Source organism: Ruegeria sp. YKSD163 (assembly GCF_059612905.1).
The window spans coordinates 181,178-201,855 of sequence record NZ_JBXWRM010000002.1 but is presented as its reverse complement, the minus strand read 5'-3'; the positions used below and the strand labels follow the sequence as shown (position 1 = coordinate 201,855).

Here is a 20,678-nt window from a genome sequence, read left to right as displayed (position 1 = left end):
GCGCCGCGCCCCGATCATGGATCGGGACGCGGCTGAAAGGTGTTGGCGTTACTTGATGCGGTGCCAGTCGGCTGCGTTCCACAGCTCGCTGTCCCACACGTTCAGGACGACGCCGCCCAGCGTGTTGGAATGGGCCGACAGACGACCACGGTGCACCAGCGGGATCATGCCGCCGTTTTCGACCATGATGTCGTTCAGACGCTTGGCGATTTCCGCACGCGCATCCGCACCAGCCGTTTTGGTGAGTTCCGCATGCAGCGCGTCGAACTCTTCGTTGCAGAAGCGGCTGATGTTCTCACCCTGCCACTGGCTTTCGGGCTTGGGCGCCTTGTCGCACAGGCCGTTGGCCAGATAGGACTGCGGGTCGGTGCCGTTGAAGGTGTTGGCGTACATTTCAACGTCGGCATAGAACTTCTGGAAGGTGTCGGGCGAGCCCGGGTCACCACCGAAGAACACGGATGCGTTGATGTTGCGCAGTTCGGTTTCGATACCGATCTCGGCCCACCACTCTTTGATCAGCGCCTGGAAGTCCTGACGCACGGCGTTGGTCGAGGTCTGGTAGACCACTTTCAGCGGCACGCCGTCCTTTTCGCGCACGCCGTCGCCGTTGGTGTCGACGATGCCCGCATCATCCAGCAGCTTCTTGGCGCCTTCGATGTCCTGGGTGTCGCACGAGAAGGTGTCCGAGTTCACCGCAGCAGGCGCCGGAACCCAGTTGCAGGTGACCTTGCCGGCCTGGCCATAGCCGATCTCAACCAGCAACGGCCGGTCGATGGCCATCGACATCGCCTTGTAGACAGCCGGATCCTTCAGGAAGGGATGCGGATGCTTGGCGGTCGAACGCTCGCCTTCGGGCAGGTCGGGCGAGGGGTTGGTCTGGTTCAGCATGATACGCTCGACCAGCGGGCCAAAGCCCGCGACCGGGGTACCCTTGCCGCCGGCCTGCATCTGCTGGATCACCTCGGGCGCCAGCTGCAGGTTCCAGGCATAGTCGAACTCGCCGGTTTCCATCACGGCACGACCGGCCGCGGTGGCATCGCCGCCGCCCTTGAAGGTCAGCGTGGCAAAGGCCGGCTTGTTCGGGTCACGATAATTGTCGTTGGCCTTCATCGTGATCACGTCGTTCGGCTTGAACTCGGTGACGACAAAGGGGCCGGTGCCGATCGGACCAAAGTTCTCGGTAGTGCATTCGGGGGCCTTGGCGCCCATGCAGTTCTCGAATTGCGCCTTCTGGATGATCGGGCTTTCGCCACCCACGAAGGGGCCATAGGGGAACGGGGTCGGCTTGTCGAAGGTGACCTTGACGGTCATATCATCCAGCGCCTCGACCGAGGTCACGCCTTCGAACTTGGTCAGCTGCGCGCAGCCACCTTCGGGATGCATGCAGTAATCGGCGGTGAATTTCACGTCATGGGCGGTAAACGCGCTGCCATCCGACCACTTGATGCCGGGTGCGATCTTCCAGGTGATCGAGGTCAGATCCTCACTCACGCCGCCATTCTCGACGGTCGGGATCTCTGCCGCCAGGAAGGGCACCATGCCACCGTTTTCGTCGTAGCGGGCCAGCGGTTCGATGATCAGCGAGGCGGATTCAACGTCCTTGGTGCCGCCCGACAGGAACGGGTTCAGGATCGAGGGTGCCTGCCAGTAGATGATGCTGACATTGCCGTCCGAACCACGCTCGGCAAAGGCTGCCGGGGCGAGGGCCGTGCTGGCGATTGCACCCATCAAAAGGGCCTTGAGTTTCATACTACACTCCTTGTTGGACACGGATGTGTCGTGATTTTTTCCACGGTTAACCGTGGCTTGGGTGTTGCCGTCCGTTGGGTAAATCCTTGAAAGAAAATTCCTATTCCATTCGCGCTACGCGAAGGAACCAGGCTCCCCCAGGAACGGTTACGGGTCGTATCGAAACAGAGTTTTGGAAAATTGCAAGCCTTGCCGTCGGGAAAACGGTCAATGGGTTTGACTCCCCCCCCGAGAGGGCCTTAGCGTTTGCCAACAACCAAAAAGGGCGACCAAGGGGAGCGCGCGCGTGCTGGATCAGCCTATTGCACAGATCAAGAAGCTCAGAGTCGAGTTCCAGACCAAGGACGGACCGGTTGTCGGGGTCGAGGATGTCTCGTTCGATATCAATCCGGGCGAGACGGTCTGTGTTGTCGGCGAATCAGGCTCTGGCAAGTCTGTTTCTTCATTGTCGCTGATGCGATTGGTGGAGTTTGGCGGCGGTGACATCGCCGGTGGCCAGCTTTTGTTCGACCGCCGCGACGGTGGCGAACTGGATCTGGCCACGGCCGACCAGGACTATATGCGCCACATTCGCGGCAACGAGATAGGCATGATCTTTCAGGAGCCGATGACGGCGCTGAACCCGGTGTTTACCGTTGGCCGCCAGTTGACCGAGGGGTTGCGGGTGCATCGCGGGCTGAGCCAGTCTCAGGCCGAGGCGCGCGCGCTGGAGCTGTTGCGGCAGGTCCGCATTCCCGAACCCGAGCGCCGGCTGAAGCAATATCCGCACGAACTCAGTGGCGGCATGCGCCAGCGGGTGGTGATCGCCATGGCGATGGCCTGCGAGCCGCGCCTGCTGATCGCCGATGAACCAACGACAGCGCTGGACGTGACCATCCAGGCCGAGATCCTGGCGTTGATGGACCGGTTGAAGCGTGAGACCGGCACCGCGGTGATGTTCATCACCCACGACATGGCGGTGGTGGCTCAGATGGCCGACCGCGTGGTGGTGATGTTCCGTGGCAACAAGGTCGAGGAGGGCACGGTCGAGGAGATCTTTGAGAACCCGCAACATGACTACACCAAGGCACTGCTGGCCGCGGTGCCCAAGTTGGGCGAGATGCGGGGCAAGGTGGCGCCCGAACCGATGAAGCTGATGGGGGTCGCCGATCAGAAGATCGAGCCGATCATGGGCACCGAAACCCCGTTGTTGACCGTCAAGGGGCTGACCACGCGGTTTCCGGTCAAGGGCGGCTTCTTTCGCCGCACGGTGGCCAATGTGCATGCGGTCGAGGATGTGTCGTTCACTCTCAACAAGGGGCAGACCCTCAGTCTGGTGGGCGAATCCGGTTGCGGCAAATCCTCGGCTGGTCGTTCGATCCTGCGCCTGGTCGAACCGATGGCGGGCCAGATCAATCTGGACGGCGTCGATATCATGCAGCTGGATCAGGCGGGTCTGCGCAAGGCGCGGCTCGACATGCAGATGATCTTTCAGGATCCGTTCGCCTCGCTGAACCCGCAGATGCAGTTGCTGGAGCAGGTAGCCGAACCCATGCGCAACTATGATGTTGCCAGCGGCTCGGAACTGGTGGACCGCGTCGCGTCGCTGTTTGATCGGGTGCAATTGCCGCGCAGCTTCATGCGCCGCTATCCGCATGAAATGTCGGGCGGCCAGCGGCAACGAATCGCGATTGCGCGCGCGCTGGCGCTGAACCCCAAGCTGATCGTCGCCGACGAGGCGGTCTCGGCGCTGGACGTGTCGGTGCAGGCGCAGGTGCTGAACCTGATGATGGAATTGCAGGCGGATCTGGGGCTCAGCTATCTGTTCATCAGCCATGACATGGCCGTCGTCGAACGGGTCAGCCACCATGTGGGCGTCATGTATCTGGGCCGGATTGTCGAACTCGGGCCGCGCGTGCGCGTGTTCGAAAACCCGCAGCATCCCTATACCCAGGCCCTGATGAAGGCGGTGCCGATCGCCGACCCGCGCCGACGCAAGTCCGAGAAGGACCTGAACTTCAAACCGATTCCCTCGCCGATCCATCCGATCGGCTACGACCCTGATCCCTCGCGCTATATCGAGGTCGAGCCGGGCCATTACGTGCTGGATGGCGAATGGGCGGGCTATACGGTCGACCGCGATTCGATCAATGCGGCCGCTCTGTCGCATGCGGGGCAGGGCGGACACTGACCCATGACTGAACGCCTGTCGCCGGTCGAGATCATGGGAGCGCTTGTCGCCTTTCCGACCGTTAGCCGCGATACCAACCTGCCGCTGGTGGGCTGGGTCGAAACCTATCTGGCCGGGCACGGCATCACCGCCCATCGCTGGGTTGATCCCGACCAGCCGCACAAGGCGGCGCTCTTTGCCCATGTCGGCCCTTGGGAAGAGGGAGCCGTGGTGCTCTCAGGCCATACCGATGTGGTGCCGGTCGATGGCCAGCCCTGGGACAGCGATCCGTTCACCGTGGTCGAGCGCGACGGCAAGTATTTCGGGCGCGGCACCTGCGACATGAAGGGGTTCGATGCGCTGGCGATCTGGGCGCTGGTCGAGGGGCGCTATCGCGATCTGAAACGCCCTCTGCAACTGGCGCTCAGCTTTGACGAGGAGGTCGGCTGTACCGGCGCGCCGCCGATGATCGTCGAGATGCAGAACCACCTGCCCAAGGGCAGCGCCGTGATCGTGGGCGAGCCGTCGATGATGCAGGCGGTGACCGGGCACAAGGGCGGTTTTGGCTATGACACCCGTGTTGTCGGCTTCGAGGTGCACAGCTCGATCATGCATACCGGGGTCAACGCGATCATGGCCGCCGCGCCGCTGATCGACTGGGCCAATCACCGCAATGCCGAAAACCGCGCGGCGACGCCTTCGGCGCTGGCGGCGATGTTCGATCCGCCCTGGACCACCTGCCATGTGGGCATGATCTCGGGTGGAACCGCGCATAACATCACCGCCAAGGACTGCCGCTTTGCGATGGATTTTCGCATCGTGCCCGGCGAGGCAAAGGAGCGGTGGCGCGACGCCTATTTCGAGGCGGTGCGCGAGGTCGAGGCGCAGATGCAGGCGGTGCATCCCGAGGCGCGGATTGATCTCTCCGAACAGTTCCACGTGCCGCCGCTGGTCCCCGAACCGGAGGGCGAGGCCGAGATGCTGGTGCGCGCCCTGACCGGCGACAATGCGGGTCATGTCGTCAGCTATGGCACCGAGGCCGGACAGTTCCAGGAGGCGGGTTACTCCGCCGTGATCTGCGGCCCCGGCGACATCGCCCAGGCGCATCAGCCCAACGAGTTCATCACCGTCGCCCAGTTCGAGGCGGGTCATGGTTTCATGGCGCGATTACTCGACCGATTGTCGGAGTAACGGCGATGCAGGTGCGACCGGGCGCAACAGGATGGACCCCAACAGGTCGGCGCACCGGCGCAGCCGCCAAGCCCCGTTTTCACGCGCCGTGCCCCCGGATATCCGGGGCGCGGCGTTTTCGTTTGTGTCAGGTGCCCGGATGTATCCGGCAAGGAGAGCAATAAATGCCGATCAAGAACCGTCTTGCGGACATGAAAGAAGAAATCACCGGATGGCGCCGGCATCTGCATGCCCATCCCGAGCTGTTGTTCGATGTGCATCAGACCGCCGCATTTGTGGCCGAGCGTCTGCGTGAATTCGGTGTGGATGACATCACCACCGGCATCGGGCGCACCGGGGTTGTCGCCACCATCAGGGGCAAGACCGACACGGCGGGCAAGGTGATCGGCCTGCGCGCCGATATGGACGCGTTGCCGATTACCGAGGCGACCGGGCTTGACTATGCCTCGACCGTGCCGGGCAAGATGCATGCCTGCGGTCATGACGGGCATACCGCCATGCTGCTGGGTGCCGCCAAATACCTGGCCGAGACCCGCAATTTCGACGGCACGGCGGTGTTGATCTTTCAGCCCGCCGAAGAGGGCGGCGCGGGGGGCCGCGAGATGTGCGAGGACGGCATGATGGACCGCTGGAACATCCAGGAGGTCTACGGCATGCACAACACGCCGGGCCTGCCGGTCGGGCAGTTCGCGATCCGGCCCGGGGCGCTGCTGGCCTCGTCCGACGAGTTCGAGATCGTGGTGACCGGCAAGGGCGGCCATGCCGCCGCCCCGCATGACGCCATCGACACCACGCTGGTGGCCTCGCAGATCGTGGTTTCGCTGCATTCCATCGTCTCGCGCAACGTGGACCCGATCAAGCGTGTGGTGCTGACCGTCGGCACCTTCGAAACCGACAGCGTCGCCTCGAACATCATCGCCCATACCGCGCGGCTGTGCGGGACGGTGCGCACGCTTGATCCCGAATACCGTGCCCTGGCGGAGGCGCGGGTGCGCCGCGTGGCCGAGGATATCGCCTCGGCCTATGGTGCCACGGCGCAGGTGGTCTGGACCCCCGGCTATCCCGCCACCATCAACAGCGAGACCGAAACGCAATATGCGGCCGAGGCGGCGCTTGCCGTTTCAGGCGCGGTCGATGATGCCGTCGACCCGATCATGCCCAGCGAAGATTTCGCCTATATGCTGGAAGAACGGCCCGGCGCCTATATCTTCCTTGGCAACGGGGACACGGCGCAATGCCATCACCCGGCCTATAATTTCGATGACGAGGCGATCCCGGCGGGCAGCAGCTGGTATGCCGAGATGGTCGAACGCCGCATGCCCGCGCGCTGAGCGGTAATAAAGACAAGGAAGAGAACAAGATGCCGATCAAGAACCGTCTGGCGGAGATGCATGAGGAAATCGCGGGCTGGCGGCAGGACATCCACCAGCACCCCGAGATCCTGTATGAAACGCACCGGACCAGCGCGCTGGTGGCAGACAAGCTGCGCGAATTCGGCTGTGACGAGGTGGTCACCGGAATCGGCCGTACCGGCGTTGTCGGCGTGATCCGGGGCAAGGCGGATACGGCGGGCCGGGTTGTGGGGCTGCGCGCCGATATGGATGCGCTGCCGATGCAGGAACAGACCGGGCTGGCGCATGCCTCGACCATCCCCGGTGCGATGCATGCCTGCGGCCATGACGGCCATACCGCGATGTTGCTGGGTGCGGCCAAATACCTGGCCGAGACGCGCAATTTCGACGGCTCGGTGGTGGTGATCTTCCAACCCGCCGAAGAGGGCGGCAATGGCGCCGAGGCGATGGTCAAGGACGGCATGATGGACCGGTTCGGCGTGCAGGAGGTCTATGCCATGCACAACAATCCGGGCCTGGCTGCCGGTCAGTTCAAGATAAGGCCCGGTCCGCTGCTGGCCGCTGCCGACACGTTCGAAATCCATCTCGAAGGGCGCGGCGGCCATGCGGCCAAACCGCATGACACTGTCGATACCACGGTGATGCTGTCGCAGATGATCGTGGCGCTGCAAACCGTGGTGTCGCGCAATATCGATCCGATCCTGCAGGCGGTTCTGTCAGTCACCTCGGTCGAGACCTCGTCCAAGGCCTTCAACGTGATCCCGCAGGCCGCCGCCCTCCGGGGCACGGTGCGCACCCATTCGGGTGAGATGCGCGACCTGATTGAACGGCGTCTGGGCGAGGTGGTGCAGGGCGTGGCTGCCACCTTTGGCGGCAAGGCCGAGGTGAACTACGAACGCGGCGTGCCGGTGACGGTGAACGCCGAAGAGCCCACCCGCTTTGCCGCCGAGGTGGCCACGGCGGTCTCGGGCGGCTGTGGCGAGGCGCGCATGGTGATGGGGGGCGAGGATTTCTCCTTTATGTTAGAGGCGCGTCCCGGCGCCTTCATCATGATCGGCAATGGCGACAGCGCCGGGTTGCATCACCCTGAATACGATTTCAACGACGAGATCATCCCGGCCGGATGCAGCTGGTTCGCCGAAATGGTCGAACGTCGCATGCCCGCCGCCTGAGAAGGACCCAGCCGATGCCGGTCAGAAACCGATTTGCCGAGTTGCAGGATCAGATCGCCGAATGGCGCCGTGACATCCATGCCCATCCCGAGATCCGGTTCGAAGAGCACCGCACCGCCGCGCTGGTGGCCGATCGTCTGCGCGCCTTTGGCTGCGATGCTGTGGAAACCGGCGTCGGGCAGACCGGGGTTGTTGGCCTCATACGCGGGCGCCAAAGCACCTCGGGCCGGGTGATGGCGTTCCGCGCCGATATGGACGCGCTGCCGATTACCGAGGCGACCGGGCTGCCGCATGCCTCGACCCATCCGGGCAAGATGCATGCCTGCGGCCATGACGGTCATACCGCAATGCTGCTGGGCGCGGCGCAATACCTGGCCGAGACCCGCAATTTCGACGGTACCGTGGTGCTGCTGTTCCAGCCCGCCGAAGAGGGCGGCGGCGGCGCCAAGGCGATGCTCGCCGACGGGGTAATGGACAAGCACGGCGTAACCGAGGTCTATGGCCTGCACAACTGGCCCGGCCTGCCGGCGGGCCAGTTCGCCCTGCGTGAAGGGCCGATGATGGGGGCAGTGGATTTCTTTGAAATCCGGGTGCAGGGCCGGGGCGGGCACGGCGCGATGCCGCATTTGACCGCCGATGCCACGCTGGCCGCCGCGCAGCTGACCGTGGCCTTGCAACAGGTGGTGGCGCGCAATGTCGATCCGATGAAACCGGCGGTGCTGTCGGTCTGTTCGCTGCGCACCGACAGCAACGCCCATAACGTGATCGCCGACAGTGCGATGATCAAGGGCACCGTGCGCTACCTGCACCCCGAGGTTCAAGCGTTGATCCGCACCCGCATCGCCGAGGTGGCCCGCGCCACGGTCGAGGCGCATGGCGCAACGGCCGAGCTGAATTACATGCAGCTGGTGCCGGTCACCAGCAACCCAGCAGCCGGGACAGCCCATGCCGCCGAGGCGGCCCGGGCGGTGACCGGCCAGGCGCCGCTGGAGATCGACCCGGTGATGGGGGGCGAGGACTTTGCCGACATGCTGGCCGAACGCCCCGGCGCCTTCATTTTTCTGGGCAATGGCGATAGCGCCGATCTGCACCACCCCGCCTACGAATTCAACGACGCGGCCATCCCCGCCGGATGCAGCTGGTTCGCCACGCTGGCCGAGCAGCGGATGCCGCTTAACCCCTGATGTGACGCAAGAGGAAACACCATGCCCGTCAAGAACCGCTTTGCAGAATTGCAATCCGAGATCACCGAATGGCGCCGGGACATCCATGAAAACCCGGAAATCCTGTTCGAAACCCACCGGACCAGCGCGCTGGTTGCCGAAAAACTGCAAGAGTTCGGCTGTGACGAGGTGGTCACCGGCATCGGCCGCACCGGCGTTGTCGGCATCATCAAGGGCAAGAGCGACAGCAAGGGCAAGGTGATCGGGTTGCGCGCGGATATGGACGCGCTGCCGATCCATGAGCAGACCGGGCTCGACTATGCCTCGAAGACGCCCAATGCCATGCATGCCTGTGGCCATGACGGTCATACCGCCATGCTGTTGGGCGCGGCAAAATACCTGGCCGAGACCCGCAATTTCGACGGCACCGTGGTGGTGATCTTTCAGCCCGCCGAAGAGGGCGGCGGCGGTGGCCGCGAGATGTGCGAGGATGGCATGATGGACCGCTGGAACATCCAGGAGGTCTACGGCATGCACAACTGGCCGGGTGCCCCCGTGGGCAGTTTCGCAATCCGGCCCGGTGCCTTCTTTGCCGCTACCGATCAGTTCGACATTACGTTCGAGGGGCGCGGTGGCCATGCGGCCAAGCCGCATGACACGATCGACACCACGGTGATGACCGCTCAGGCGGTGCTGGCGCTGCAAACCATCGCCAGCCGCAACGCCGACCCGATCGATCAGGTGGTGGTCTCGGTCACCTCGTTCGAGACCTCGTCCAAGGCGTTCAACGTGATCCCGCAGCGGGTGCAGATCAAGGGCACGGTACGCACCATGTCAAAGGAAATGCGCGATCTGGCCGAGAAGCGCATTCACGAGATCTGCGCGGGCATTGCGGCCACTTTCGGCGGTACCGCGGATATCCGCTATATCCGGGGTTATCCGGTGATGGTGAACTCGGACGAGCAGACCGAGTTCGCCGCCAAGGTGGCGCGCGACGTGTCGGGCGGCTGCGAGGAGGCGGCGCTGGTCATGGGCGGCGAGGATTTCGCCTATATGCTCGAAGAGCGCCCGGGCGCCTATATTCTGGTCGGCAACGGCGACACCGCGATGGTGCATCACCCCGAATACAACTTCAACGACGAGGCCATTCCGGCGGGATGCAGCTGGTGGGCCGAGATCGTCGAACAGCGGATGCCCGCTGCCTGAGCAAGAAACAGGGAGAGGCGCCGCCTCTCCCATAGCCTCGCAAGGCGCGTGCCACCCAGATCGTTACCCGGTCTGCGGAGGTGCGAATGCGGTCTCGTCCAGTCCCGACCAGCCATCCGTTCCAGCCAGTTCGTGGGTTACCGGAGCCGAGCGGCAGATCAACGCGCCCTTGCGGATGGTGGCCAGGCGATGGGCGCGCAGGCGGATCGCCTCGATCCGGTCGCGGGCCTGCAACAGCACGAAATTCGCATGACAGCCCTTGGCCAGCCCATAACCGTCGAGACCCATGATCCGGGCCGAGTTGACAGTAACCGCGTCAAAGCACCAATCCATGTCGGCGCGGCTGGACAATTGCCCCACATGCAGCCCCATGAAGGCCACGTCGAGCATGCAGGCGCGGCCCAGCGAATACCACGGGTCCATCACGCAATCCGAGCCGAAGCCCACGGTGATGCCCGCATCGCGCAGCTCGCGCACGCGGGTCTGGCCGCGCCGTTTGGGATAGCTGTCATGCCGCCCCTGCAACATGATGTTGATCAGCGGATTGGGAATGGCATGAACGCCTGCCTCGACCATCAGCGGGATCAGCTTGGACACATAGTAGTTGTCCATCGAATGCATCGAGGTCAGGTGCGAACCCGCCACACGGCCCTGAAGGCCCAGACGCCGGGTCTCATAGGCCAGCGTCTCGACATGGCGGCTCAGGGGATCGTCGCTCTCGTCGCAATGCATGTCGACCATCAACCCGCGTTCGGCGGCAATCTCGCACAAGAGGCGCACGCTTTCGGCGCCATCGGCCATGGTGCGCTCGAAATGCGGGATGCCACCCACCACATCGACGCCCATGTCCAGCGCGCGTACGGTGTTGGCCATCGCGGTCGGGTCGCGCAGCACCCCGTCCTGGGGAAAGGCCACCAGTTGCAGGTCGAGCCGGTCCTTGACCCGCTCGCGCACCTCGAGCAGGGCCTGCACGCCTTTCAATTCGTCGTCGCAGGTGTCCACATGGCTGCGGATCGCGCCGATCCCCTTGGCCACCGCCAGATCACAATAGCGCAGGGCGCGGGCAATGATGTCATCGATCGACTGGATCGGCTTCAGCTCACCCCACAGCGCAATCCCCTCCAGCAGCGTGCCCGAGATGTTCATGCGCGGCGTGCCCAGCGACAGGGTTGCGTCCATGTGAAAATGCGGATCGACAAAGGGCGGCGAGACCAGATTGCCGGCCGCCTCGAGTACCGTGCCCGCCTCTGCGGTGATACCGGGTTCGACGGCGGCGATCAGGCCATCCTTGCAGGCGATATCGACGCCGCTCTGCCCGTCGGGCAGATTGGCGTTCTTGACGATCAGGTCGAACATGGCAGGCTCCTATCGTTGGCCCTTGAACCAGGGTTGCAGCAATGCGCGCGGATAGTCGGCAGAGCGCGCGGCGATGACAAGGGCGATGATCGAAAGGATATAGGGGGCCATCAGGAACACCTGTCCCGGCACCAGCGCGCCCATCTCGGTCTGCAACCGGACCTGAAGCGCATCGAAGGCGCCAAACAGGAGCGCCCCGAACAGCGCCTTGCCCGGTCGCCAGCTGGCAAAGATCACCAGCGCGATACAGACCCAGCCGCGCCCGTTGACCATGCCGAAAAAGAAGGCGTCGAACGCGCTCATCGTCAGGAAGGCGCCGCCAAGCGCCATCAGCGCCGAGCCCGCCACGATGGCACCGATCCGCAGCCCATAGACAGACAGGCCCTGCGCATCGACACTGTCGGGATTGTCTCCCACCGCCTGAATGGCCACCCCCAGCGCGGTGCGGTTCAGCACGTACCAGACCAGTCCCACCATCATCAGTGCCAGCCAGGTCAGCGCGGTCTGCTGAAACAGTACCGGCCCGAGGAAGGGCAGATCGGACAGCACCGGCAGGTCCAGCGGCTGAAACGGCTCGATCCGGGGCGGCGACGAGACATTGGGCAGCGCGGTGCGATAGGTGAAATAGCTGACCGAAGTGGCAAACAGGGTGATGCCAAGGCCCGAGACATGTTGCGACAGGCCCAGCGGAACGGTCAGGATCGCGTGCAACAGGCCAAAAAAGGCCCCGGCCAGTGCCGCCACCAACACGCCGCCCCACAGGCCCGCGCCCAGCCAGACTGCCATCCAGCCGCACATGGCGCCGACCACGAATATCCCCTCGATACCAAGGTTCAGCACGCCTGCGCGTTCACAGATCAGCGCGCCCAGCACGCCGAATATCAACGGGGTCGCGATCCGCAGGCTTGCGGCCCAGAAGCTTTCGCTGAGCAGGATGTTCAAGATGTCCATCATGACGCGGCCCTTCCCGTGCCCGAGCGGATGATCCGGTAGCGGGCGATGAAGCCGCCCACCAGAACGCAGAGCAGCGACATCGACACCACCAGATCGGCCAGGAACGAGGATACGCCCATTGCCCGGCTCATGCTGTCGGCGCCGACAAAGACCGAGGCGATGAAGAGGGCGGCGATGACAACCCCCACCGGCGACAGGCCCGCCAGCATGGCCACCACGATGCCGGTATAACCGAAACCGGGCGACAGATCGGCGGTCAGATAGCCCTTGAGGCCCGCGACCTCGCTGACGCCCGCCAGCCCGGCCAGTCCGCCCGAGATGATCGCCACGCCAAACAGCGAACGGTTCACGTTGATCCCGGCATGGCGGGCGGCGGCAGCGTTCTCGCCAACCGCGCGCAGCCGGAACCCCCAGACCGAGCGCGCCAGCATGAACTGCGCCACCGCGGCCAGAACCAGCGCCAGGATCAGCCCGGAATGCACCCGCATCCGGTCCATCAGTGGCGGCAGCATGCCCTGGTCGAGGATAGGCGCCGATTGCGGCCAGCCCAGCCCCATCGGATCCTTGAGCGGTCCTTCAAGCATCATTTGCAGGAAAATCAGGATGATGAAGTTCAACAGAAGCGTGGTCACCACCTCGTCGGCGCCAAAGCGCGATTTCAGGTAGGTCGGCACCGCCATGCCCGCCGCCCCGGCCGCAGCGCCAAGGATCACGATCAGCGGCACCAGCACCAGCCCCGGCAGGTCGAGCCAGCCGGCGCCGACCGCCACCGCCGCCATCGCACCGAGGTAGAGCTGACCCTCGGCCCCGATGTTCCAGAGCTTGGCGCGAAAGGCCAGGGCGGCGGCCAGCCCGGTAAAGATCAGCGGTGTCGCGCGGGTCAGCATTTCGGACACGGCAAAGACCGAGCCAAAGACGCCCTTGACCATCTCGCCATAGGCGGCGATCGGGTTGGCGCCCGCCGCCATCAGCGGAATGGCCGCAAAGGCCAGCGCGATCACGGCAGAAAGCACCGGAATACCCAGGTCCATGGTGCGCGACCTGTTTTGGCGCGGTTCAATCCGGATCATGCCGCCTCTCCTGCCATCATCAATCCAATCCGCTCGCGGTCATGGCTGCCGGTCTCGACGATCTGGCCGTCGCGGATCACCACCACCCGGTCGGCTAGGCCCAGGATTTCGTCCAGATCCTCCGAGATCAGCACGATCCCGGCGCCGCGTTCGCGCGCCTCGAGCAGGCGCCGCCCGACCTCGGCCGCCGCCCCCATGTCCAGACCGCGTGTCGGCTGGTTGGCCAGGATCAGGCGGGGCGCGCGTTCGAACACCCGCGCCAGGATCAGTTTCTGGATATTGCCACCAGAGAGCAGCCGCGCAGGTGCCGTGACGCCCGGACCGCGCACGTCATAGGCACGGGCCAGTTCGTCGGCATGGGTCGCGATCGCCTCGCGCCGGAGCAGCCCGCGCGATTGCACCTGCGGGTCGTCCAGCCGTTCGATCACCATGTTCTCGGCCACGCTCATTGCGCCGACAATGCCCTCGTGATGGCGGTCCTCGGGGATGCGCCCGACACCGGCGCGCACCATCCTGGCGGGAGAGGGGCGGGGGATCTCGCTCCCATCCACCCGGATATGCCCTGCGGTGGGGACCGAAAGGCCCGATATCACGTTGGCCAGCGCGCTTTGCCCGTTGCCCGAGATGCCGGCAACACCCAGGATTTCATGGGCATGTACGGTCAGATCGGCCTGTTTCAGGCTGTCGCGCTGGGACCGGCCCGCGACCGACACCCCCTGCAAATGCAGCACCGGGGCACCCGGCGCCATGGCGCTGCGCGCGATGCGGGGCGTGTCTGCGCCCACCATCATGCGGGCAATCGCCGCCTCGTCGGCCTCGGACGTGGCCATCTCGCCCACCTTGCGCCCATGGCGCAGCACCGCGATCCGATCGGAAAAGGCCAGCACCTCGCGCAGCTTGTGCGAGATGAATATCACCGACAGGCCCTCGGCCGTCATCGCCTTGATGCTGGCAAACAGCGTATCGGCCTCTTGTGGGGTCAGCACCGCGGTGGGTTCGTCCAGAACCAGGATACGGGCATCGCGATAAAGCGCCTTGAGGATCTCGACCCGCTGTCGCTCGCCCACGGAAAGGCGGCCCACCGGCACGTTCAGCGGTGCCTTGAGCCCGCTATGGGTCATGATCGCCTCGATCCGCGTCCGCGCGCCGCGCCGGTCGCGGCGGATCGCACGCAGCGGCTCGGCGCCCAGCGTGATGTTGTCGAGCGCGTTCAGGTTCTCGGCCAGGGTGAAATGCTGGTGTACCATGCCCACGCCGGCGGCCAGCGCCGCCTGCGGATGGCCCAGCGGCAGGGGCGCAAGATGCCCGGCCTCGTCCGCCACCTCGACCGTTCCCGCGTCGGGCAGGTAATGCCCGAACAGCATGTTCATCAGCGTGGTCTTGCCCGCGCCGTTTTCGCCCAGCAGCGCCAGCACCTCGCCGCGCGCCAGCGACAGGCTGACATCGTCATTGGCCACCACCGGGCCAAAGCGCTTGCTGAGCCCGTTCAGCCTGAGAACCGTTCTATCTGTCATGGGGAAACGGGTCGGCGGTCGCGCCCGCCGGCCCTGCTTTCATCAGTTGTCCGAGACCGGGCGGTCATCGTTCACGTTAACACGGAACAGACCATCCAGAATCTCGGCTTCCTTGGCCTTGACCGCCGTGACGGTTTCCGGCGCGACCAGGCTCTCGTCCATCACCAGCGAGCCGCCGCCATAGGCCATGAAGCTGTACTGGCCGTAATCGGCAGCCTCGAAACTGCCTCCGGCGACGTTTTCGATCGCCTTGTCGATGGTGGCCTCCATGTGCCACAGCGCCGAGGCGATGATGGTACCGGGATAGTCGCCCGAGGTGTCGATCACGTTGCCGACCGCCTTAACGCCGCGCTCGACCGCGGCATCGGAGACGCCGAAGCGTTCGGCATACATCACATCCGCGCCCGCATCCATCATGGCAAAGGCGCTTTCCTTGGCCTTGGGCGGATCATACCAGCTGTCGATGAAATTGACGATGAACTTGACATCGGGATTGACCGAGCGCGCGCCGTCCATGAACGCATGCATCAGCCGGTTCACCTCGGGGATGGCATAGCCCCCGACCATGCCGATCACGTTCGATTCGGTGGCGGCCCCGGCCACCATGCCGGTCAGATAGCTGGGTTCGTGGATCCAGTTGTCGAAGACCGAGAAATTCGGTGCCACCGGCCCGAAGGACGATCCCATCAGAAAGGCGGTGTCGGGATAGTCCTTGGCCACCTTGCGCGCGGCGCGTTCCAGACCGAACACCTCGCCCACGATCAGTTGGGCACCCTGTTCGGCATATTCGCGCATTACCCTTTCATAATCGGTATTTGCGACGTTTTCCGAGAAGGCATATTCGATATCGCCGCGGTCGGCGGCGGTGTTCAGCGCCTTGTGAATGCGGCTGATCCACTGCTGTTCCACCGGCAGCGTGTAGATGGCCGCGACCTTGACCTTTTCGGCGGCGGCGGCCCCCGCCGTCATCAGCGCCGAGGCTGCGACGGCCGCAGCAAGCATGACCCTGCGCGTGATTGATGTGTTCTTCATGATCCTCTCCTGCTTTTTTCAGGAAGCGGAGCATTATTTTACCGATTAGTCAATTTTTTCACGCAGGCACGTTGGTAAACCGGGCTTGAATTCGGCCGTCCTGCCTCCGGTTTGCGCATCTGGCCGGGTCAGGCCTTGGGGGCAGCCTGCGACCAGAGCTGTTGATAGACTTCCTCGATCCCCGCGGCCTCGCGCGCGGCGCTGAAATTCTCGACCGCGATTTCACGGGCGGCAAGGGCGGCGGCACCGTGGACATCCTCGTCGGCCAGCAGGGCGCGGGCGGCCTCGGCCCCCTGGGCCGCGTTTTCAAGCGGTACCACCCGCCCGGTACGGCCCTGGGCCGAGAATTCGCGAAAGAATCCGGTGTCCGAGCCGACAAAGGGTACGCCCGAGGCCATCGCTTCGAGCGGGACCATGCCGTATCCCTCGTATCGCGGCAGTTGCACCACCAGCGATAGGGCGCGCATCAGGTCCGGCAGGCGGTTGGGCGGCACCTCGTCGATGAAACGGATGCGGTCGATCATGCCGGCGCGCTGCACCTTGTCCTTGAGGGTCAGGGCGAATTTCTGATGCTCCTTGGTGGCGCGGCCCACCACCAGCGCCACCGCGCCCGGCATATCAGGCAAAAGGCGCAGCATCGCTTCGACAAACAGGTCGGTGCCCTTCTCCGGGCGCACCCGCCCGATGGTGGCAATGCCGAAGTCGCCGCCATAGCCCTGCGCCGCCCAGGCGGCGGGGCGGTCGGGGGCGGGGGTGAAGCGGTCGGTATCGACGCCATGGGGCACCACTGCGCGCACATGCGGGACAAAGCTTGCCGCTGCGTCCGAGGTGGCCACTACCGCGTCCATCCGGCTGATCAGCCAGCACGGAAAGGCCGAATGCCGCCGGATCGCGGCCGAGGTAAAGACGATGCGGATCGGCAGGCGCAGCACGTCGCGCGCCCAGATCGCGGTGTGCATTTCGGGGTTGCGGCGCACATGCCAGATGGCAAAGGGCTTGCCCGGCGGTGGCGTGCGTGAGAGCGCGCGCGCGGCGCGGGCGCTGATCGGTGCGGGGCAGCCGGGCAGGGCGTGGCCCACCAGCGCCAGATCGTGGCTTTGGACCTGCTGGCGGATCACATTTGCCGCCGTGGCCGAGACGCCGGTGAAGTTGCGGTTGAAATTGGTGACGAAGAGATCGGGCATCAGTCCAGTCCCAGCCGGGTTGTCAGGGTGTCGATGACACCCTCAAGCGCGGTTTCTTGCGCGGCGACCAGCGCGCGGGCCTGGGTGCGGGCGGTGTCAAACGCCTCTGCATCGTCAAGCCAGCGGCGGACGGCTCGGGCCAGCGGAGCGGCGCCTGTCACCTCTATGGCGCCACCGCTCGCAATCAATGGTTGATAGGTTTCGGCAAAGTTGAAATAGCCCGGCCCGGTGATCACCGCCGCGCCCGCCTGGGCCGGTTCGAACGGGTTGTGGCCGCCGATCTCGCGCAGCGAGCCGCCGAGGAAGACCAGCGGGCAAAGCGCGTACCAGGTGCCGGTCTCGCCCAGCGTGTCGGCCAGATAGATCTGTGTCGTGGAGGTGATCCGCTCGCCGCTGCTGCGGCGGGCGGAGGTGAGTCCGGCACCTGTTATCAGCGCCGACACTTCAGTGCCGCGCTCGGGGTGGCGCGGGATCAACAGCAGCAACAGTTCAGGGTGGTCGGCCAGCAATTGGCGATGTGCTTCCAGCACCACCTCCTCCTCACCCTGATGGGTGGAACTGGCGACCCAGACCGGGCGGGGGCCGATGGCGGCACGCATCTCTGTCAGCAGGGCGGCATCGACCGGCAGCGGCCCCGCCATAGCCTTGAGGTTGGTGCCGGGCGTGACCCGCGCCGGGTCGGCGCCCATGGCGATCAGGTTGTCGGCGGTCTGCTGGTTCTGGGTCAGGAACAGGCGGAAACGGTCCAGCAGGAATCGCGCTGTATCCGGGAAACGTTGCCAGCCGCGTACCGATTTCTCGGACAGGCGGGCATTCAAGAGGGCCAGCGGCACGCCCTCGCGGGCACCCTCGACGATCATGCGCGGCCAAAGCTCGCTTTCGACGAACACCGCCGCGTCGGGGCGCCAGTGGCGATAGAACCGCGCCACCGGGCCGGGCCCATCGAGCGGCGCGAACTGGTGGCGGCAGCGCGGCGGCATCCGCCGCGCGATCAGATCGGCCGAGGTGGGCGTACCCGAGGTGATCAGGAATTCGAGGTTTGGCAGGCGCTCGCCCATGCGGGTGATCAGTCGCAGCACAGACAGGCTTTCGCCGACGCTGGCGGCATGGAACCACACAAGTTGCCCGGGCGGGCGTGGTAGGCTGGCATGGCCCAGCCTTTCGTGTTGACGCTCCAGCGGCACATCGGCGCGGCTCAGCTTTTTGCGGACGGCGCGCCATGCAAACGGAACCAGCACCGACGAGGCCGCGCGGTACAGATGATAGAGCGGGGTCGGCGTCAGGCCGGGGCCGGACATGCGTCAGCCGCCCGTGTGGCTCATATGCCGGGACATCCTGCCGTCGACCTGCTGGCGGGAATAGTCGAAATCATGGCCCTTGGGTTTCAGCCCGATGGCGGCACGGATCGCCTGTTCCAGCGGCTCCTCGCTGCCCGGGTGGTCGCGCAGAGGCTTGCGCAGATCGGCCATGTCCTCTTGGCCGAGGCACATATACAGCTCACCGGTGCAGGTCAGCCGCACCCGGTTGCAGCTTTCGCAGAAATTATGGCTGAGCGGTGTGATGAAGCCGATCTTTTGCCCGGTCTCCTCCAGCCGCACGTAGCGCGCCGGGCCACCGGTGCGTTCGGACAGGTCGGTGACGCGGTAATGGTTTTCATACTCCGCGCGCACGTCCTTGAGCGACCAGAACTGGCCCAGCCTGTTCTCGTTGCCGATATCACCCATCGGCATGACCTCGATCCAGGTCAGGTCCATGTCACGCTCGGCGCACCATTCGGTGATGCGCGGCAGTTCTTCCTCGTTGAAGCCCTTGAGCGCGACCGCGTTGATCTTGATCCTGAGGCCCGCGCGCTGGGCCGCGTCGATGCCGCGCAGCACCTGCGGCAGGCGGCCCCAGCGGGTGATGTCGGCGAATTTCTGATCGTCCAGCGTATCAAGCGAGACATTCACCCGGCGCACGCCTGCGGCATAAAGCTGATCGGCAAAGCGTTCCAATTGCGAGCCATTGGTGGTCAGCGTCAGTTCTTTCAGCGCACCGCTGTCCAGATGCCGGGTCATGCCGTTGAAAAAGGTCATGATCTCGCGACGCACCAGCGGCTCGCCTCCGGTGATGCGCAGCTTCTCCACTCCCATGCGCACAAAGGTCGAGCACATGCGGTCCAGCTCTTCAAGCGTCAGCAGCTCTTTCTTGGGCAGAAAGGTCATGTTTTCCGACATGCAATAGACGCAGCGAAAATCGCAGCGGTCCGTGACGGAAACACGCAGATAGGTGATGGCGCGCGCGAAAGGGTCGATCAGTGGAGCTGTCATGGCGACATAGGTAAAGCGGGTCGCTGCCAGCGGCAAGGGCGATGTGGGTTTGGGCTGGCGCAGGCCCGCTCTCTGGCGCTAGGGTCGGGCCATGAGATACCTGGTTCTGATTTCCCTCGTGGCGCTGGCGGGCTGTGACCGTGTGCGCGCCACCACCGACAAGCTGTTCGGGGGCGACAAGGCCCCGGAAACCACCGCCGCGCCGCAGGCCGAAACCGCGCCTGAAGAGGCGGTCGAGGCCGCAACGCCCGAGGCCGAAACCGCCGCGCCACCTGCCGACATCCTTCCCGGATGGGAGGGCGCGCGCCAGACCGTGGCCGGTCTGGGCGATCCGACGATTCCGGGCCGCTGGATGGAGACCGCGCTGGTCGAGCAGGAGCGCAACGGCCGCGTGGTGGTGCGAAAGACCGGCGCCACCGCCCATGTCACGCTGATTCCTGCAGGAGGCGATCCGGGCAGCGGCAGCCGCCTGTCGCTTGACGCGATGCGGGCGCTCTTGGCGCCGATCGACGAACTGGTCGAGCTTGACGTCTATTCCAACTGAGCCCTCAGGTATTTGCCCGCCTCCTTGCGGGCAAATGCCTTCATGGCGGGGCCGTGTTCGGCCAGAAAGGCGCGCACCGCTTCGGGATCGTGCTTAGAATGGTCGCGCAGCCACCAGGCCACGGATTTCTGGATGAACCAGTCTCGGTCGGGCACATAGCCCGCCGCCCATCCCAGGATACGGTCGCGCGCGGCGGTATCGGCGGGTTTGGGGTTGCTCATCTTGGCCCAGGGCAGGGTGGCCACCAGCGCGGCGCGCCGGGTCCACATATGGTCCGAGCGGATCCAGCCCTCGACCTGGTCCAGCCGCGCCGGATCGGCCAACAGCCGTTTCTGCATCGCCATCGCCGCATGATCGGCAATTGCCCAGGCATCGAAATCGGGCAGCCATGACAGCAGCAGGTCCCAGACCGCGTCGTCGGGGCGGATGCGAGCCTGGGTCAAAAGCTTGGCTGCGGCCACCCGCGCCTCGTGGATATCGGTCTGCCAAAGCGCCTTGGCCAGCGCCACCCGGTCGGGAACAGCCAACTGTTGCCGCCAGTCCCGGCTTAGATCGTTCAGCACCGGGTTGGCGACCCCCAGATAGACGCGCGGAGCCTTGTGATAGGCGGCCATCTCGGCGGCGCGTTCGGGGTCGGCATGGGCGCGGATCCGGTCGAGATAGGGGCTGAGCATGGTGTCCTCCACGGCTGGGGTAGTGACAACCGGCGCGGGCGCCGGTTGTCGTGAACCTG

General features: G+C 65.0%; 17 protein-coding genes. 7 read left to right on the top strand and 10 right to left on the bottom strand.

What is annotated here, in order from left to right:
• Positions 1-48: 48 nt before the first annotated feature.
• Positions 49-1,749: a peptide ABC transporter substrate-binding protein gene (locus AC2FNA_RS03795; protein ID WP_496824572.1), complete on the bottom strand. Its 1,701-nt coding sequence runs from the start codon at positions 1,747-1,749 to the stop codon at positions 49-51.
• 286 nt (positions 1,750-2,035) lie between these two features.
• Here AC2FNA_RS03795 and AC2FNA_RS03790 point away from each other — a divergent pair, with 286 nt between their 5' ends.
• From AC2FNA_RS03790 to AC2FNA_RS03765, 6 genes are all read left to right on the top strand, one after another.
• Positions 2,036-3,919: an ABC transporter ATP-binding protein gene (locus AC2FNA_RS03790; RefSeq protein WP_496824570.1), complete on the top strand. Its 1,884-nt coding sequence runs from the start codon at positions 2,036-2,038 to the stop codon at positions 3,917-3,919.
• Positions 3,920-3,922: 3 nt separating this feature from the next.
• On the top strand, positions 3,923-5,089 hold the full coding sequence (gene argE / locus AC2FNA_RS03785; protein WP_496824569.1) for an acetylornithine deacetylase: 1,167 nt from the start codon (positions 3,923-3,925) through the stop codon (positions 5,087-5,089).
• A gap of 164 nt (positions 5,090-5,253) precedes the next feature.
• Positions 5,254-6,420, top strand: a complete 1,167-nt coding sequence (locus AC2FNA_RS03780) for a M20 aminoacylase family protein (protein WP_496824567.1) — start codon at positions 5,254-5,256, stop codon at positions 6,418-6,420.
• A 29-nt stretch (positions 6,421-6,449) separates the two neighbouring features.
• A complete protein-coding gene (locus AC2FNA_RS03775) occupies positions 6,450-7,613 on the top strand; it encodes a M20 aminoacylase family protein (RefSeq protein WP_496824565.1) in 1,164 nt (387 codons plus the stop codon).
• 14 nt (positions 7,614-7,627) lie between these two features.
• Positions 7,628-8,797, top strand: a complete 1,170-nt coding sequence (locus AC2FNA_RS03770) for a M20 aminoacylase family protein (protein WP_496824564.1) — start codon at positions 7,628-7,630, stop codon at positions 8,795-8,797.
• Between the two features lie 21 nt (positions 8,798-8,818).
• Entirely contained in the window at positions 8,819-9,982 is a 1,164-nt protein-coding gene (locus tag AC2FNA_RS03765; RefSeq protein WP_496824563.1) for a M20 aminoacylase family protein, read from the top strand.
• 63 nt (positions 9,983-10,045) lie between these two features.
• On the opposite strand, the gene AC2FNA_RS03760 is transcribed toward AC2FNA_RS03765, so the two are convergent.
• The 8 genes from AC2FNA_RS03760 to moaA all read right to left on the bottom strand — a co-directional run bounded on the left by AC2FNA_RS03760 (position 10,046) and on the right by moaA (position 19,401).
• Positions 10,046-11,338, bottom strand: a complete 1,293-nt coding sequence (locus AC2FNA_RS03760; protein ID WP_496824561.1) for an amidohydrolase family protein — start codon at positions 11,336-11,338, stop codon at positions 10,046-10,048.
• Positions 11,339-11,347: 9 nt separating this feature from the next.
• The gene (locus tag AC2FNA_RS03755) at positions 11,348-12,289 is read right to left on the bottom strand and encodes an ABC transporter permease (protein ID WP_234163107.1); all 942 of its coding nucleotides are present in this window, start codon (positions 12,287-12,289) and stop codon (positions 11,348-11,350) included.
• On the bottom strand, positions 12,289-13,359 hold the full coding sequence (locus tag AC2FNA_RS03750) for an ABC transporter permease (protein WP_496825040.1): 1,071 nt from the start codon (positions 13,357-13,359) through the stop codon (positions 12,289-12,291). Before AC2FNA_RS03750 ends, AC2FNA_RS03755 begins: the two co-directional genes overlap by 1 nt.
• Positions 13,359-14,876 (bottom strand): ABC transporter ATP-binding protein, encoded by a 1,518-nt coding sequence (locus AC2FNA_RS03745; protein WP_496824559.1) that lies wholly within the window; start codon positions 14,874-14,876, stop codon positions 13,359-13,361. The genes AC2FNA_RS03750 and AC2FNA_RS03745 overlap by 1 nt, the downstream gene beginning before the upstream one ends.
• Positions 14,877-14,918: 42 nt before the next feature.
• Positions 14,919-15,908 (bottom strand): BMP family protein, encoded by a 990-nt coding sequence (locus tag AC2FNA_RS03740; RefSeq protein ID WP_496824558.1) that lies wholly within the window; start codon positions 15,906-15,908, stop codon positions 14,919-14,921.
• 128 nt (positions 15,909-16,036) lie between these two features.
• A complete protein-coding gene (locus tag AC2FNA_RS03735; protein WP_496824556.1) occupies positions 16,037-17,092 on the bottom strand; it encodes a glycosyltransferase family 4 protein in 1,056 nt (351 codons plus the stop codon).
• Complete coding sequence (locus AC2FNA_RS03730; protein WP_496824554.1) at positions 17,092-18,390, bottom strand: 3-deoxy-D-manno-octulosonic acid transferase; 1,299 nt, start codon at positions 18,388-18,390, stop codon at positions 17,092-17,094. The genes AC2FNA_RS03735 and AC2FNA_RS03730 overlap by 1 nt, the downstream gene beginning before the upstream one ends.
• Positions 18,391-18,393: 3 nt before the next feature.
• Positions 18,394-19,401, bottom strand: a complete 1,008-nt coding sequence (gene moaA / locus AC2FNA_RS03725; RefSeq protein ID WP_496824553.1) for a GTP 3',8-cyclase MoaA — start codon at positions 19,399-19,401, stop codon at positions 18,394-18,396.
• Between the two features lie 91 nt (positions 19,402-19,492).
• Between moaA and AC2FNA_RS03720 the strand changes: the two genes are divergently transcribed.
• Positions 19,493-19,945 (top strand): hypothetical protein, encoded by a 453-nt coding sequence (locus AC2FNA_RS03720; RefSeq protein WP_496824551.1) that lies wholly within the window; start codon positions 19,493-19,495, stop codon positions 19,943-19,945.
• Here AC2FNA_RS03720 and AC2FNA_RS03715 read toward each other — a convergent pair.
• A complete protein-coding gene (locus tag AC2FNA_RS03715; protein WP_496825039.1) occupies positions 19,933-20,619 on the bottom strand; it encodes a DNA alkylation repair protein in 687 nt (228 codons plus the stop codon). The genes AC2FNA_RS03720 and AC2FNA_RS03715 overlap by 13 nt on opposite strands.
• Positions 20,620-20,678: the final 59 nt, after the last annotated feature.